The 16,179-nt window shown below is 46.4% G+C and carries 13 protein-coding genes; 8 read left to right on the forward strand and 5 right to left on the reverse strand.

Annotated elements, in window-relative coordinates:
* The first annotated feature begins 1 nt into the window (after position 1).
* Positions 2-1,303: a TRAP transporter large permease gene (locus BUF15_RS22370; protein ID WP_073615961.1), complete on the forward strand. Its 1,302-nt coding sequence runs from the start codon at positions 2-4 to the stop codon at positions 1,301-1,303.
* 87 nt (positions 1,304-1,390) lie between these two features.
* Positions 1,391-3,055, forward strand: a complete 1,665-nt coding sequence (locus tag BUF15_RS22375) for an AMP-binding protein (RefSeq protein WP_073615963.1) — start codon at positions 1,391-1,393, stop codon at positions 3,053-3,055.
* 157 nt (positions 3,056-3,212) lie between these two features.
* Here the strand turns inward: BUF15_RS22375 and nhaR are convergent, their stop codons facing one another.
* On the reverse strand, positions 3,213-4,133 hold the full coding sequence (nhaR, locus tag BUF15_RS22380; protein ID WP_073615965.1) for a transcriptional activator NhaR: 921 nt from the start codon (positions 4,131-4,133) through the stop codon (positions 3,213-3,215).
* A 263-nt stretch (positions 4,134-4,396) separates the two neighbouring features.
* On the opposite strand from nhaR, the gene purE reads away from it, so the two are divergent.
* The 3 genes from purE to BUF15_RS22395 all read left to right on the forward strand — a co-directional run bounded on the left by purE (position 4,397) and on the right by BUF15_RS22395 (position 6,704).
* Positions 4,397-4,939 carry a 5-(carboxyamino)imidazole ribonucleotide mutase gene (gene purE, locus BUF15_RS22385; protein WP_073615967.1) on the forward strand — a complete coding sequence of 181 codons (543 nt, stop codon included), beginning with the start codon at positions 4,397-4,399 and terminating at the stop codon, positions 4,937-4,939.
* Between the two features lie 110 nt (positions 4,940-5,049).
* Positions 5,050-5,646 carry a carbonic anhydrase gene (locus tag BUF15_RS22390; RefSeq protein ID WP_073615977.1) on the forward strand — a complete coding sequence of 199 codons (597 nt, stop codon included), beginning with the start codon at positions 5,050-5,052 and terminating at the stop codon, positions 5,644-5,646.
* Positions 5,647-6,056: 410 nt separating this feature from the next.
* Positions 6,057-6,704, forward strand: coding sequence for a DapH/DapD/GlmU-related protein (locus BUF15_RS22395; RefSeq protein WP_143170837.1), 648 nt, complete (start codon positions 6,057-6,059; stop codon positions 6,702-6,704).
* Between the two features lie 337 nt (positions 6,705-7,041).
* On the opposite strand, the gene BUF15_RS22400 is transcribed toward BUF15_RS22395, so the two are convergent.
* The 3 genes from BUF15_RS22400 to BUF15_RS22410 form a co-directional block, all read right to left on the reverse strand.
* Positions 7,042-7,887 (reverse strand): EamA family transporter, encoded by an 846-nt coding sequence (locus BUF15_RS22400; RefSeq protein ID WP_073615981.1) that lies wholly within the window; start codon positions 7,885-7,887, stop codon positions 7,042-7,044.
* A gap of 493 nt (positions 7,888-8,380) precedes the next feature.
* Positions 8,381-9,886, reverse strand: coding sequence for a Na+/H+ antiporter NhaC family protein (locus tag BUF15_RS22405; protein ID WP_084554384.1), 1,506 nt, complete (start codon positions 9,884-9,886; stop codon positions 8,381-8,383).
* Between the two features lie 153 nt (positions 9,887-10,039).
* Positions 10,040-11,440, reverse strand: a complete 1,401-nt coding sequence (locus BUF15_RS22410) for a transaminase (protein ID WP_073615983.1) — start codon at positions 11,438-11,440, stop codon at positions 10,040-10,042.
* A gap of 158 nt (positions 11,441-11,598) precedes the next feature.
* Between BUF15_RS22410 and BUF15_RS22415 the strand changes: the two genes are divergently transcribed.
* From BUF15_RS22415 to BUF15_RS22425, 3 genes are all read left to right on the forward strand, one after another.
* Complete coding sequence (locus BUF15_RS22415) at positions 11,599-12,225, forward strand: TetR/AcrR family transcriptional regulator (protein ID WP_073615985.1); 627 nt, start codon at positions 11,599-11,601, stop codon at positions 12,223-12,225.
* A 495-nt stretch (positions 12,226-12,720) separates the two neighbouring features.
* The gene (rsgA, locus tag BUF15_RS22420) at positions 12,721-13,842 is read left to right on the forward strand and encodes a ribosome small subunit-dependent GTPase A (protein ID WP_073615987.1); all 1,122 of its coding nucleotides are present in this window, start codon (positions 12,721-12,723) and stop codon (positions 13,840-13,842) included.
* Positions 13,833-14,390, forward strand: coding sequence for a GNAT family N-acetyltransferase (locus BUF15_RS22425; protein ID WP_073615989.1), 558 nt, complete (start codon positions 13,833-13,835; stop codon positions 14,388-14,390). Before rsgA ends, BUF15_RS22425 begins: the two co-directional genes overlap by 10 nt.
* Positions 14,391-14,707: 317 nt before the next feature.
* Here the strand turns inward: BUF15_RS22425 and BUF15_RS22430 are convergent, their stop codons facing one another.
* A complete protein-coding gene (locus tag BUF15_RS22430) occupies positions 14,708-15,709 on the reverse strand; it encodes a LacI family DNA-binding transcriptional regulator (RefSeq protein ID WP_073615991.1) in 1,002 nt (333 codons plus the stop codon).
* Between the last annotated feature and the right edge of the window lie 470 nt (positions 15,710-16,179).

Genomic DNA, 16,179 nt, shown 5'->3' on the forward strand with positions numbered 1-16,179 from the left:
AATGTCAGAATCTATGCTCGTTGGCTTTATTGGGATTGGGCTTCTCCTGGTGTTGATGTTTACTCGCATGCCGGTGGCGTATGTGATGGCGCTTGTCGGGTTTCTGGGATTTGGTTATCTGTCTAACTTTCAGGCCAGCCTGACACTTTTGTCGCGGGATATTTACAGCGTGTTTTCATCCGATAGTTTGACGCTTATTCCAATGTTTGTTTTTATGGGATATATCGCCTTTTATGCGGGTACCAGCAGTCGCCTCTACGACGTTGCCAATAAGTTTTTAGGCCGGATAACCGGAGGTCTGGCAATGGCTACGGTAGGAGCCTGTTCAGCCTTTGGGGCCATTTGTGGATCAGCTACCGCAACGGCCGCAACTATGGGCACCATCGCCATGCCGGAGATGAAGCGGTACAATTACGGCCCTATGTTGTCCACCGGTGCAGTAGCCGCCGGGGGCAGCCTGGGCAGTTTAATGCCACCCAGTGTTGTGTTGATTGTCTACGGTATTGCCACCCAGCAATCCATCGGAAAACTCTTCATTGCTGCAATAATACCTGCGATTATTATTACGATATTCTTTCTCTTTGCCATCATTATTTATTGTCGATTTTATCCCGCTCAAGGTCCACCGGGCGAACGCTTTTCCTTCAAGGAAATGCTGGGATCTCTTTTTGAACTCTGGGAGACCATGCTTGTTTTCCTGTGTGTTATGGGGGGGATGTTCTTTGGTGTCTTTACGCCAACAAAAGCAGGTGCTGTCGGGTCCTTCAGTATCCTGGTCATCGTCCTTATACAAAAAAAATTGAGTTGGGAGGATTTGTGGCATGCGATCAATGAAACCTTAACTATTTCCTGTATGGTATTGATGCTCATCGCCGGCGCGACCCTTTTTGGCCATTTTCTTGCTTTAAGCCGTATTCCGCTTGAGTTTGCAGGATTAGTTGAAGGGTTGAATCTACCTCCCTGGGCTATAATGGCCATGATCTGCCTGGTTTACCTGATTGGAGGATGTTTTATCGATTCCCTGGCGTTGATTATGCTCACTATACCAGTATTTTATCCCATTGTGATAAATCTTGGATACGATCCCATATGGTTTGGAATCATCATAGTTCTGATTTCCCAGATGGGAATTATAACGCCCCCAGTGGGTGTCAATGTATATGTAGTCAGCGCTATCTCTGGAGTGAGATTGACAACTGTTTTCAAAGGAGTGATGCCCTTTTTAATCGCACTGATAATCGGAACAGGGCTTTTCATCACCTGGCCGGAAATCGTCACTTTTTTGCCTGGATTTATCAACTGACCCGACTACACCGGAAATCGGGATAAGTATTTCATAAGGTGCTTTATTTAAAGATAATTACGAAGGCCCTTCCCCAGGAGGATATACATGACGCAGCTATTGGAAGGAACGATACCATACAGAGAAGAAGACGTTAAAAAATATATAGATAAAGGATGGTGGCGTGGGATAACTCTTGGTGATCTCCTGGACCGAGCGGCGGATATGCATCCGGATAAGGAGGCATTTGTAGACAGGACCAATCGCTACACCTACGGTCAAGCGCGAGAAAAAGCCAATAAGTTGGCCCTTGGCCTGATACGGCTGGGAGTACAACCTTTAGAACGCGTTCTCATACAACTTCCCAATTGGAATGAATTTGTGTTCGCATATTTTGCCTGTCAGAAAATTGGTGCCATTGCGGTTCTTCTCATTGACAGGTATCGGCCGTATGAGATTGACCGTTTGATTGATATTACCGGTGCCACTGCCTGGATTGTTCCAAAAAACACGCACAAAATCAATTTTGTTCCAATCATTAACGATGTCCTGCAGGATCATCCGGAGGTTAAAAATGTGATTACAGTTCGTGGACAAGTCGACCAACCTGGATTTTCCTGTATGGAAAACCTGATTGATGACAGCCAGTTGACTCCAGAGAACTTAGAGCTGCTAGCCGCCTGTAACCCAGATCCCATGCAAGTGGCCCATATGGGGCCGACAGGTGGAACAACTGGAGCACCCAAGATTGTGCCTCGAATACATAACAGCCTGGTATGCGGGGTTGAATCGTGTTCGATGTCGTGGGGACAGCATTGTGAGGATATCAATCTTATTGCAGGACCGATTGGCCACGACCTCTCTTTCACCAAAGGGTTTCTTGGTGCAGTTATCACCCAAGGTAAAGTGATCTTCCAAAGCGAGCTAGATAATGAGTCCATTTGCAAGTGCATTGAACAAGAAAAAGTAACGTCTATAATATGGGTACCGACCTTGGCCAAACGACTGGTCCAATATGCTGATCTCAACAGCTACAACCTGAGTTCTCTGCGCAAGATGCACAGTGCCGGGGGAGCCAGTCATCCGGATCTGGTAAAAGAGGTCATCGACAGGTTAGATATGAAATTCTTCAACGGATATGGCGGCACCGAGGGTATGACCTGTATTACCCGCAACATTGACGATTATCAAACAATCTGCTGTACCGTGGGACGGCCAACATTCCCTCACGACCATTACAAAGTGGTTGATGCCAACGGCAAAGAACTAACAACCGGGCAACAGGGCGAACTTCTTGTCAAAGGTCCAAGTGTCTTCTCTGGTTATTTCTCCAATCCTGAAGAAAATGCGTTGGTATTTGACAATGAGGGATATTTTAAAACCGGAGACCTCGCGACAATTAATGAAAAGGGCTACATCTCACTCACCGGCCGCATCAAAGAGATGATTAACCGTGGCGGGGAAAGCATAAGCTCTTCTGAAATTGAAAAACTTATAAACCGCCATCCCAAGGTTGCTGTTTGTGCAGTCATTCCAATGCCTGACCCTTTGATGGGTGAAAGGGCGTGTGCCTATGTTGAACCAAAAGACGAGGCTGTCTTAACCTTTGAAGAAATCATTGCATTTTTGAAAGATCAGAAAGCATCTGTATTGCAGCTCCCGGAACGAATTGAGTTTGTCAACAAGATGCCAGTCACAGCCACAGAAAAACTCAATAAAAAAGCACTGCGAGCTGATATTGAGAAGAAGCTTTCAGAAGAGGCAGTCGCATAAACTGGTCTTGCATCACAAGTAAATACGTACACCGCGTTATTGAAAAGAGAATATGGATAAGCCTGCCATTAACAGGCGAGGACAGTTCCTTGGCCGTTAATGGCGACAGGCGATACACGTAATAGATCCTATTGAGAGGTTTGACCTGCCAATATCATCATGTTCTTTTACGCTTGATATTAGAAAATAGTTTCAGGTGTGCAGCTTCCGAAATAGCTGCCACTGCGGGATGTTTGATAATTCGCTCTACAGAAATAGCATAAAATTTTTCTTTGATATCAACCGTCCTGCCAATTACCTTGACCTGGTATTGTCTAACCACCTCCTTCTCGATAACTGTCGGGGTAATAAAAATCCCTTCACCTGCTTGACCAAAAACCTTCAGTAGGGCACTGTCGTCAAACTCCCCTACAATTAGAGGTTGAATATTCATCTTGTCTAGCCATCGGTCAAGCATCCCTCTCAAGGAGCTCATGGCCATGGGAAATAGCATCGGTGCATTGTTGAGAGAATATGGAAATTTTCCATGAAGTTGCTCTGCCAGATGTTGCGCAGCTAAAAATGAAACCCCGCATTCCCCCAAGAGATGATTATATGCCTTAATGCTCAACGCTGATCTTAAGGGAGTGTCTGTCAGAACGACATCAAGGTCATGCATTGCCAGGTCTGTTAAAAGATTTTCGTTTTTCCCTTCATGGCAGATCAACCGGACTTTTTCCGGCAAGTTGTTTATTGGTGCCAGTAGCTTTTGGGCAATAATCTTTGGCATCGCATCAACGATCCCAACTCTTAGGGACCATGACCCAACGACCGGGAGTCCTTTCAACGAATCAAGCATTTCTCGGCCCAATGGAAAAATCTCATCTGCATATCTCAAAACAAGCAGTCCTGCATCTGTAGGTACCAGGTTCCGCCCCACTTTTTTTGTCAATTTGACATCAAGGCTTTCTTCTAGTTTTGACAGCTGCGCACTAATTGTGGACTGAGCAAGGCGAAGTTTTTCACAGGCCGCAGTTATGCTACCCTCTCGCATAACAGTCCAGTAGTAAAACAAATGATGATAATTAAGCCATTCCATAAGGACCTCAATGGTTCGAAATTTACGAATTATTATACCATATTTATCTATTTGACCATTAATTATGTAGGATTTAATTTGCTTTCAAATCACTTGGGCGAGATCTTGCCGTTCGATATCTTCACCAAGTGGCGATGGCACTGTTCGCGTAAAGAAATTGCAACCTGTAATCAGATAGATAGTAATCTTCTTCGACTACACGTTTAACTGGCTGTACTTAACAACAATCATCTTGTCGAATTTATCATAAGAGACCATAAACTATGAAAGAAAAGCCAATTGTTGGAATCCTTTTGGGTAGCGGATCGGACTTGCCTGTAATGAAAAAAGCAGCTGAAGTCTTAAAAGAGATGGAGGTTCCATTCGAAATGGATATCAGCTCCGCTCACCGTCTTCCTGATAAGACAGCGGAATATGCGAGAAAAGCGAGAGGACGCGGTATTGAAGTAATTATAGCTGGTGCCGGCATGGCTGCCCATCTCGCAGGCGTTATCGCTGCCCATACAACCTTGCCTGTAATCGGTGTTCCATTAGCATCCGGAGCTTTGAATGGTGAGGACGCGCTCTACTCAACGGTGCAGATGCCGCCAGGCATCCCCGTCGCGACAGTAGCTGTTGACGGTGCCAAAAACAGCGCCTATCTGGCATGTTCCATTCTCTCTATTAAGTATCCGGAATTAGCCGATAGGTTAGAGGTTTTCAGGGAGAATACGCGGAGATCACTCAATGACCAGTCCGAGCAGCTGACTCGGGAGTTGTTGGCATCTAACCTCATATCAAAACAGGAATATTCTTCAAAATCATAGTGCAGTCAGAGGCACTGCAATCTGCCCACACAGGATTGTAGCCTGTTGAAGCTGATAGAAACACATCTCAAGTTTAGACCGTTTATTATATATTCAAACCGAGGACGAAAATGACAAAAGGACAATCAAGACGGCCCACTGCAGAAGAGGTTCTCCAGATCCTCAAAGATGGTAACAAGCGTTTTATTTCTGGCAAGCTTGAACATCCAAACCATTGTGAAGAAAGTCGCCAGAGTCTGGCCGCAGGCCAACAGCCGATAGCAACTGTTCTAACCTGTGCCGACTCCCGTGTTCCCCCCGTCGACATCTTTGACCAGGGCTTGGGAGATCTTTTCGTCGTAAGGGTCGCAGGCAATGTAATCGGTGATCACTCCCTTGGATCAATAGAGTATGCGGTTAAGCACTTGCATACTCCTGTCGTCGTTGTCATGGGCCATTCGAGTTGTGGGGCAATCAGCGCAGTTGCGAGCGGCACAGCCCTTGAAGGTCACATCGCCACACTCGGTCCAGCTATCCAGACTGCTATAAAAAATATAAAAGAGGTCGAAGGAAACCTGGTTAATAACGCATCCAAGGAGCTGGCCAGGCAGATTTCAGTAAAAATATCCCAATCAGAACCAATTGTTGCAGATTTGGTGCAAAACGAAACTGTGAAAGTCGTCCCCGCCTATTACGATCTTATGACCGGAGAAGTGGAATTTCTCTAAGAATTAAGATCAGATATGACAGTCATGAATATGGCATACGACAGACTATCCGCTATGTAGCGAGATTACTTTATAACGCCGGCATCAGAATGACGCCGGCGAAGAAGGACTGACACCTCTGGAAGCCTTTACTGGTCGACATGTTGCACTTATTGCCTGACTCCAGCGTTACTTCCTCTCCAGGCCAGGGTTGAAAATAAGTGGACTTCTTTACTCGTTAGGCCGTATTACGAAAGAATATCAGGGAAAAATCCCCCAGAAACAACAGGGGCCAAAGGCAGGCGCTACTTCCAATGGGGTTTGAAGGGATATAACCTAAATGAAAGGCATACCCTCTCGTCATTGTGTTTTTTTATTCTTTTTCAAACGAAAATACTCAACTAATAGGTTAACATAACGATTGATCATACGTGGAATTTGAAAATATCTATGATGAGAGAGAATATCTTAAAGGAGAAAGCACGATGTTAAGCATATGCAAAAATATCCGGCCTAATCTAGTAGGAGATTTCCCTGAAATTCACCCAACAGCTCTTATTGATCCATCCGCCCAGATCATAGGAAACGTGAAAGTTGGGAAAAATGTTTTTATAGCGCCACTCGCTGTTGTCCGTTCAGACGAGCCGGGCCCTGACGGCAAAGTGAGCCCTATCGTTCTAGAGGATGAATGCAATATTCAGGACGGGGTAATCATACACAGCCATGGTGGAGATGAGGTTCTTATTGGAGCGAGAACAACCGTTGCCCATGGAGTGGCCATTCACGGGCCTTGTGTGATCAAGGAAGGCTGTTTTATTGCCATGCGTAGCACCCTGTACAGCACCAGTTTAGAGGTAGGAGTTTGGGTGGGAATGAACGCAACGATCATGAAAGTCAATCTCGACGCCTATACCTATGTCCCTGCTGGAGCTATTATCCGATCGAATCGTGATGTCTGGGATTTACGACTTGTATCGGATAAAGAGAGGGCATATATGGAAAATGTCCTTTCGGCAACGAATCGATTACGAGAGGATTACAGGAGGATGCTTTTCGCATCGGCTAACGAAACTGACTGATGTAAATCAGATGAGGAATTTCTCTTTTAACATTAAAATCGGAGCAATGATCTTTTTCGATTGATCAAATGATTACTGCAACTTCAATTTGAGCTTTGCGCTGATCAATTTGGAGGTGGTTTGACTATATGAGACAGGTAACGTAAAGGGTTTGCAGCCGGAAATTCATGCAGCCAAGATCAGAGCCATCAAGGTGGAAATAAGGGTGATTGCATAGGATGTGAAAAGTCCACAACTGTGGATAAGCTGTTGATCACAGTAAAGGACCCGATAGAAGGCGCAGGCATGACAGAACAGGTATTGGCCTGTAATGTCAGCTAGCAACGATTTTCATTTTTCAGATAGTCAATAATACGATTGCACCAAGCGCAGCCACAATCCCTGTAAACTGAACGCGAGATATTCGCTCTTTGAGCAGCAGCCAAGCCATAAAGACTGTTGCTCCCGGATAAAGAGAGCTGAGAACAGCGGCCACATCGACTCGTCCGGCTTGTCCGGCCACGATATAGGTTCCGTTGCCAACAACATCGAGGAAAGCATTTAGAGCTATTATCATCCACGGCAGCGTTGCTGTCGGTCGTGCTTGTGTCTTAAGCAGCGTAAAAAGGAGAAGTAGCAGAGTGGCAACACCTCCGATTCGTACTGCTACCATTGGCCACAACATTGCATGATTGCTGCCGGTATGCATCAATATCAGGAATATCCCTAAACACGATCCAGAGAGTAGCGGCAGCTTGAGCTCAGAAAATCTGATCCGCTCACTCGGCGATGTATTGTGTTCTTGAGATACCATCCAGACAGCAGCTAGTGCCAGCAAGAGGCCCAGCATAATAGTAAGATTTGGCATTCCCTGAGTCAGGACACCGAACAGCACCGGCAGGGCAGCTGCCGTAATTGCGGAGACCGGCGCCGCCAGACTCAGGCGTCCAAGCGTCATTGACAGGTAAAGTAGTAGGATACCAACGGCATCAAAAGCCCCGGCCAGCATGCACCATAACCACCCGGATGAGGTCATTGGAGCATCACTGAAACCTATAGCAAGCGGGAGAATAAGCAGTAGGCCAAAGCAGAAAGTGCCTAGTGTCATCGTATAGGCACCGACATGACGGCTCTTTGAGCCTCCGATAAAATCACAAATTCCCCAACAGATTGCCGTCGATATACCGAAAACTACTGTTACCATCCTTCTCTCCTTTTGCCTTAGATATATGGGGCTCACGTTTGTAACTTCGAACCTGCACGGTTGTCATCCAAGGCGCTACCTGAGGGGCCATCAACAACTCAGCCAATATCTTGAAGAATAATACGATGCCGATATCTATTTCTTACACGAGTAAATCATTAAACATAATAAATTCATGCACATCCTGGGGTGCTATTTAAGCCACAGCTCAAAAATTCCAAAAAGATCACCAGAAGCTGGACAATTGGGTTTGTGCGACGGGAGATAATGCCACCTATTCATCGCTTAAGAAATGATAAAACGAGACACAACCCAATTTGACCGGCATCTGACTAACAAAAAAGGGTTTACAGCATTTAACTGTAAACCCTTTTCTTGCGTATGGCCCTTTGACGAGATCGAAGGGCCATACGCAAGAGGTACGTCCCGCTTGAGAGCGGGACGTACCTGAACAGGGGGGGCGGTAACCCCTTCCCGGTAGGTTTCTAAAAGATCATGCCAGCCCCAAAACACCAATAGCAATAAATATTAGCAATGAGATTGCAGCGCCCAAAAATCCAAAAGTCATTTGCGTGACGGCATGGCGATAGTTGTCACACCCTGCTGCTGCGGAGCTGAGGATGGTCGCATCGGAATAGAAACAGATATGGCTACCGAAAACACCGGCTGAGCAAACTGCGCCGACCGCCACAACCGGGTTGGCACCAATGGATATCGCAAGGGGGATGGCGATGGGTATGGCGATAGCATACATTCCCCAGCTGAGCCCCATGATAAACTCGGTAATGCCCAATACGACAAATAATACTGCCGGAAGCATAGTCGGAGTCATGAAGGTCTTGGCCGTCTCGATAACATAGGTCAAAAAACCTATCTTCTCATTAACATTTGCAAAAGTGAGGGCCAGGATTACCATGAGTAGTGGGAACAGCATATGCTTGATTCCCACTACACAACAGTCAAAAAATTCCTCGGGGGTCATCGTGCCCTGGAAAATGTAAAGTACGAAGGTAAAGCCTACCGCGGTAAGTACACCCATCTGCATATCGATATCAAAGTAGATGGTGGAAGCAATGAGGACAATGATGGGGAGAAAAAAATTCAGAATTCTTGGTTTTGCCGTTATTTCAGTTTGCTGCCCCCCTTTGATGTCAATCTTTGCCGATCCTGGAGGGGCAAGTTCGCCTGTTTCCTGTGCTCGCTTCTCCGCAGCTTTCATTGGGCCGAAGACCGGAATAATCCCGAGAATCACCAGGGGGACGATGATGGCGGCTACCCAGCCGTAGATGTTGTAGGGTATGGTCTGGATGAACATCTTCATACCTTCCCCTTCCGGCACGGCTTTGGCCTGTTCCAGGAGGCTGGCGATATATACCGCCCAGGTGGAGATAGGAATAAGCACGCATACTGGTGCTGCGGTTGAGTCGACAATGTAGGCCAGTTTTTCCCGGGACACCTTGTGCTTGTCGGTTATAGGCGCCATGCAAGATCCAACTGTGAGGCAGTTGAGGTAGTCGTCAATAAAAATCACTACACCGAGAATCCACGTCCACAGCAATGTGCTTTTTCTTGTTTTAGCACGTTTGGCAACCCACGCACCAAATGCCTGAGCACCTCCAGCTTTTTCAATGAGTGCGATGATGCTACCCATGAGCCCACATACGATGAATAGCCACTGAGTATCACCGTCGGTCAGTACTTCGGTCAACGTCTCATTTAACGGAGTGAAAAAAGCGGTCTTGTCAGCCATTATAAAGGCCAGGAGCGCAGCCAGTGTCAGACCTTCAAGAATACGTTTGGTGTAAAAAATGAACGCAAGCAGAAACAAAGACGGCAGCGCCGAAAAAGCACCTAATGCTGTTTCATCGTCGGGAACGAAATAACCGACGAGTAGGAACAGACAGAAAAGACCAAAATATTCAGTTATTACTCGCTGTAAAGCCGGCTTGCCTTCCAGGCTGTTGCTAATGGAGGGACCAGCAGAAATAATAGTGCTCATGGGTATTCTCCGTGCATTTGTTTGATAGAATCAGTGTAAGTTTATCCTCGCTTGAGTAGTTGATTTTCCTCGGCGCTCCATTGGTTTAAGCTTTACCATGTTTGCCATGGCAGGATGTCATGTCATCCTGCATCCTGCCAAGGCGCATCAATGTCAGTTGTTCCTTGCAGTCTCGACAAGCTCTCGCAGACATTCTTGCCAAGTCTGGATCAGCAGATCGATGTCCTCTGCCGTGGCAACCGGAGGAACCAACATCATGTTGTGAAACGGCGTGATCAGTATCCCGCGATTGACCAAGTATTGATGAGTGTAGTAGATGAGTTGCCAGTCAAAATGATTTTTCGCTTCCGTGCCGTTCCTGGGAAGTTGAGGCATAAATTGCAATTCACAACGGGCCCCGCTGCGGGTGACGCTCCAAGGGATACTGTACTTTTTCAAAGCAGCCTCGATCCCGTCTGAAAGTCGCTCCTGACCTGCAAACATTCGCGCAAAGGCATCTTCGGTAGCCACGTGCTGCAGCGTCGCTCGCATGGCGGCTATGGCAAAGGCATTTGCAGAAAGCGTTCCGCCGACACCCATCGGATCTGACACTCCTTTGCGACCAAAAGATCTGTTTATTTTTTCACCGACCTCACGGGTAAAACCGTATGCCGCTACCGGTATGCCGCCGGCAATCGACTTGCCGATTGTAAGGAAATCAGGTTTCAGTCCATATGCCGCCGTATAACCTCCAGGCCCATTGGAAAATGTATGGGTTTCATCAATGATGAGGTATACCCCGTAGCGGGTACACAGTTCGCGAAGAGCCTCAAGATAACCACTTGCTGGCAGTACCATGCCACAGTTGGTCATTACCGGTTCGGCCAGGACGCAGGCGACATCACCAGCAGCCAATTCACGATCCAGTGCTTCAATATCATTGAATTCGACAACTCGAGTCAGTGCATCCTTGGGAATACCAGGGTTCGAATCGTAACTCGACCGTAATTCCAACTTGCCATCGGGGCCAATATGCGGGAGTGTCTCGTCCAGGCTGCCATGATAGCATTCGTTCATGCAAAGGACCTTTGGACGACCGGTCAAGACACGACACATGCGGATGACATAGCGGTTCGCCTCTGTAGCGGTCATTGCCACCTGCCAGAGCGGCAGCCCAAACCGTTTGCCTAATTCTTGACCTACCCATAGTGCATCCTCGGTAGGCATCATGGTGGTTATTCCTTGGCGGGATTGCTTCTCAACCGCCTTTGCAGTGGCTTCAGGTGAATGCCCGAACATTGCACCGGTATCACCAAGGCAGAAATCGACATACTGGTTGCCGTCAATGTCTGTAATCCTGTTCCCAGTTGCACAGTGGACAAAAATTGGATGCGAGGTTCCCCAATCCCCCATCCATGGCATCGGAACGCCATTTAGCAGCATACCTTGCGCGTTCTGGAAGGTTTCTTTCGATTTCTTCGTTCGCTGATGAAAGAACTCTTTTTCTCTCACCATCAATCTCTCAAGCTGGTCATCAGTGACGATTCGAAATGGTGTCTTTTTGTCGGTAATCATGTGCAAAACTCCTTTACTGATTTGACAACTCTTACGCTGACTGAACGTATGTTCAGTGTAATGGTTTTGACTGTACGGTCATTCAGTAGTATTGTCAATAGACAAGTTATCTCACTATTTTCTCCAGTAACTCAAACTCATCAGAAATGACTTTTATAATGTATGCTGAACCATTGACACGCCATGAACAAAAGCAGCAGACGCGACAGAAGCTGTTGGACGCGACAATTGAAATTATTGCCAATGAGGGATTCGAAGGTGTAACCTTGGCCAAGGTTGCCGAAAGAACAGGCCTATCAAGAGGGATATGTAATTTCCATTTTCGCACAAAAGATCAGCTCCTGATAGAGGCCTTTCAGGTTCTCTATCAGGAGTATGAACAGGCATGGAAGTCAGCTATTGGTGATGAGTCTCTTGCACCGGAGCTGCGGCTGAAAAATCTTATTATTACATTATTGACGCCACCGATCGCCGATAAAGAGAAGATAGCTGTTTGGCTTGCATTCTGGGGCGTGACCCCACATCGCAGGACGTATATCAATATATGCACTGCCGGAGATTGCCTTTACGAGGAAGCGATCGAAAGTATCCTGATCCTTCTTTCCGGAGGAAAAGAAGAGGTCAATGGTATGAGTCTCAGAACCATAGCTGTGTCCCTGACAGCAATGATTGATGGATCGTGCCTTCAGTATCTTATTGCTTCGGGGCGTTTTTCTCCCGATGACGCCATTAAGGCCTGCTTTTCATTTTTAGGTGTTTTTTTTCCTCAATTTCGAATGGATTAATCGATCAAAAAAGATGGGAGGGGTGGATACAGTATTTTGACAAGAAAGAGAGGGGGCATACTATGGCAATATTTAACACAACAATTGCAACTCATATTCACCCTCTTTCTGACCATCGCTATTTCAGAATCTTCCTGTTGACAAACTAGCCGTTTCTGTGTACACGTTTTCTCGTAATTCAATTCATTTAGGAGGTTTTATGTTCACCAATTCAATTGATCTTGTGCTGTACGTTACCGGGAAAACCGCAGCGTAACCAGACAGACGATTGATACCACATCGGCAGCGGTACATTCGGATATCATTCCGGAGCAATGCCAGCTGTTCTTCCTTTTTGGTTCCGTCGAACCTCTGCAGTATTGTTGTGTCCTTTTTTCCGGTAACTGTTTTCGGTATTTATTTTCACGCCTGAAGAGCTTTCGGCTTCGGTATTTCCATATGCCGTATATTCGACCTGCTCTCGGCTGCGTTAATAACACAACAGGGGAAATAACAATGCAAAACACACATAACCACAATATTTTACGTGAAAAAAACTTCTCGTCCGGACTGGCAAAGCTGGGATGGTCGCCATTCTTTCAAGACCAATACGAAAATTCAGCTGCCGATTCCGTCCCTGCAAGGGTAGTCGGGGTACACAGGCACGTTTTTTCAGTAATGCAAGGAGAAGAAGTATTCCACGTTTCGCTGGCCGGTCGGCTGTATAACCAGGCAACCAGGATATATCCGGTTGTTGGCGACTGGGTGCTTGTGAACGAGCAGGTTATTACCAGCATTTTTACACGAAATAATCTTTTGTCCAGAAAGACAGCAGGAGGCAGATCTGGCCGGAATGCTGAAGTAAATGAAGAACAGGGAATAGCAGCCAACCTTGATTTTGCCTTTATCGTCTGCGGCCTTGATAGGGATTACAACCCTGCGAGGATCGAACGATACCTCACGCTTACCTATCATTGCGGTATTGAGCCGATCATTTTGCTCAGCAAATCAGACCTGCAGCAAAATCCAGAGCAATTTGTCTGCGAGGTGGAGGCCATCGCTCCTGGCGTACCGGTTTACCCCCTTTCACTATATGACACTGAGGCGGTTCTGCGTGTTGCGACACTGCTCTATCCACATCGGACGGCTGCTCTAATCGGTTCATCGGGTGCTGGCAAATCCACCCTGATCAATCAACTTGCCGGGAAAAACATCAGACACACCCAGGCGGTCGGGGAAAGGGTCGGCAAAGGCCGGCATACAACAACAAGCCGTGACCTGTTTCTTCTGCCCGGGGGCGGAATGGTAATTGATAATCCGGGCATCAGGGAAATTGGCTTATCTCGGCAAGTAGCTGAAAGCATGAGCGCATTTCCTGATATTGAGGCGTTGGCCGGACAATGCAGATTCAGCAATTGTACGCACACCTGCGAGCCTGGATGTCGGGTGCTTGAAGCGATAGCCTCAGGAGAAATATCGTCCAGACGGTTAAACAATTATATCAAGCTGAACAATGAGCTTGACTACACCCGCGAGCGTCAAAACAAAAGCGCTGACAGAGTTGAAAAAGAACGGTGGCAGCATATTTCAAAAAAGGTGAAAGATTTGAAAAACAGGAGAAATCAACAATGGAAATAATGTTTGCAAAACCAACACACAATCAAGACCTGCAGCATCTGCACCAGCAGGCTTTCGGTAGAGCTAACAGTAAGGAGAAGGGGGTAGTTATAGGTGAGCTTGTAAAAAGTTTGCTGGCAGATCCAACCGCCGCACCGCGCCACTCAATGATCGCTGTTCTGCAGGACATCGTGGTAGGACATGTGTTGTTTACCAGGGTGCATATTGAAGGGGTTGCAAGCAATATCGCAGCTCAAATCCTTGCACCTCTTGCCGTGCATCCAGATTACCAGGCGAAGGGTATTGGTGGAAAATTGATTATGGTTGGTCTGGATGAGCTTCGAAAATCAAAAACACAACTCGTTTTTGTCTTGGGACATCCCGGCTATTACCCTCGCTACGGCTTTACTCCGGCTGGCGTTTGTGGGTTTGAAGCTCCCTACCCAATTCCAGTGGAACATGCATCAGCCTGGATGGTGCAGGAACTCGTGCCTGGTATTATCGGCACCATAAAAGGAAAAATCCGATGCGCCAAAACATTGCACCATCCTGAACACTGGCGGGAATAGGGGAGTGGGCAAACTGCTCAGGGATTACACCTGAGCAGTTTACCGTAAAGGATAGAATGGCTACGGTGAGCATTGGCTATATTAAATTGCCACAACTATTAATTGATGAACATTATTCTGGTTTATTCCATTTAACGAATGCTTCCCTGCTGTATTGATAATGGGCATAAGCGAAGAAGGCCGTTCTCTTTAGTGCCATATCTTCGATGTGGCACTACTTAACAAAGGAAAAGCGCAACTGGTTGAATATCTTTTGGAAGAGAAAATGGGAGGCTCGATTGGTACTCGCGTTTTTTCAACCCACCTTGCTAATATTATCAATGTTTTTTGCAGCCGCAAGATTGACGAATGATCAGTTTTGTATTGAGGACCACTTCGCGATTGGAGCGTGCAGGGTCTTGAATTCTTTTAATGAGCATCTCGGCGGCAGTGTGACCAATTTCATACGTGGGTTGCTCAATTACTGTGAGTGCTGGTTCTACTAGTTTGGCCCAGGTTGTATCGTCGAAGCTTGCGAGCGCTATGTCATCTGGAATTGCCATCTGGCTCTCACGTATGGCAAGAAGTACACCAGATGCCAGTAGGCTGTTACTGGTAACGATGGCGTTTGGCCGCTCCTTTGCCTGCAGCAGTTTCATGGCTGTATTGAACCCGTCTTCCTCTCTGGCATTTGTATATTTAATGAAGTCATTTATGGGGGGTATGTTGTGATCCTTTAATGCTCGCATGAAGCCTTCACGCCGATCATGTCCGGTGGTGCTTCCGATTCCAAAAATTCCTGCTATCCGTTTGTAGCCATGCCCTAGAAGGTGGCTAGTGATAGTATATGCTGACTTCACATTATCAATGACAACATTGTCAACATCCAACTTACTCACATGCCTGTCAATAATGACCATGGGCATTTCCAGGAATGAACTATCTGTCAGATTTTCTATAGCTTGCCGGGTGGGGGAGAAAATGACACCTGCAACATTTTCATCACGAAGAAGATTCAGACAAATCTTCTCTTTTTCTGGATTTTCGTCAGTATTGCAGAGCAACACGCTATATCCCTGTTCTTGTGCAACATCTTCGACGGCCCTACTGACACTCTGGAAAAACGGGTTTTCGATATCAGAAATTATCAACGCGATAATTTTCGAACTATTTGATCGAAGATTTTGAGCGGCACGGTTGGGTCGATAACCAAGTGATTGAACTACTTCCATCACACGTTTGTGAACTTCTGCCCGCACCCGGGGTTTATTTGACAAGACCCTGGAAACCGTAGCTGTCGAAACGCCAGCTGCCTCAGCAACGTCTTTGATATTAACCATTTAAATCGCATTCTCCTTGTTGGATGATTAGCAATACCTTTATATCTGTAAACGTTTACTCTTTTCTTGTCAAACCGTTTCCAGCCTAGCAATTGAGAATTGCGTTGAGGATTTATCCTTCTACCCTTTTCTTGAGGGCGTCCTCTTTGAGCATGCGTACATTGTGAAGGTGCCAAGCACGCAAACTGTGAAAAAGTGAAATCGAATTTGCTCCTATTACGACAAAAAGAATGTCACGTCAAATGATTGATTAATGAGAGTCCATGGCGTGCTGGCGGTGCGCAGTGTGCCTACGGTCTCTGGGGTGTACTATTTACTCCGACTATGTATAATGAAAACGTTTACCATTGCTTTGCAGGTGGATTGCAGATGTGTAGGCATTGTAGAAAAAGATTGGTATGTTTTTTAACTGCCTATCAGTGCGTTCAAAACATTGATTTTAAAAGGCAACGAAAGAAAAGCGTCAAGGC

Origin of the sequence: Desulfopila aestuarii DSM 18488 (assembly GCF_900143695.1) — a bacterium.
Taxonomy (GTDB): domain Bacteria; phylum Desulfobacterota; class Desulfobulbia; order Desulfobulbales; family Desulfocapsaceae; genus Desulfopila; species Desulfopila aestuarii.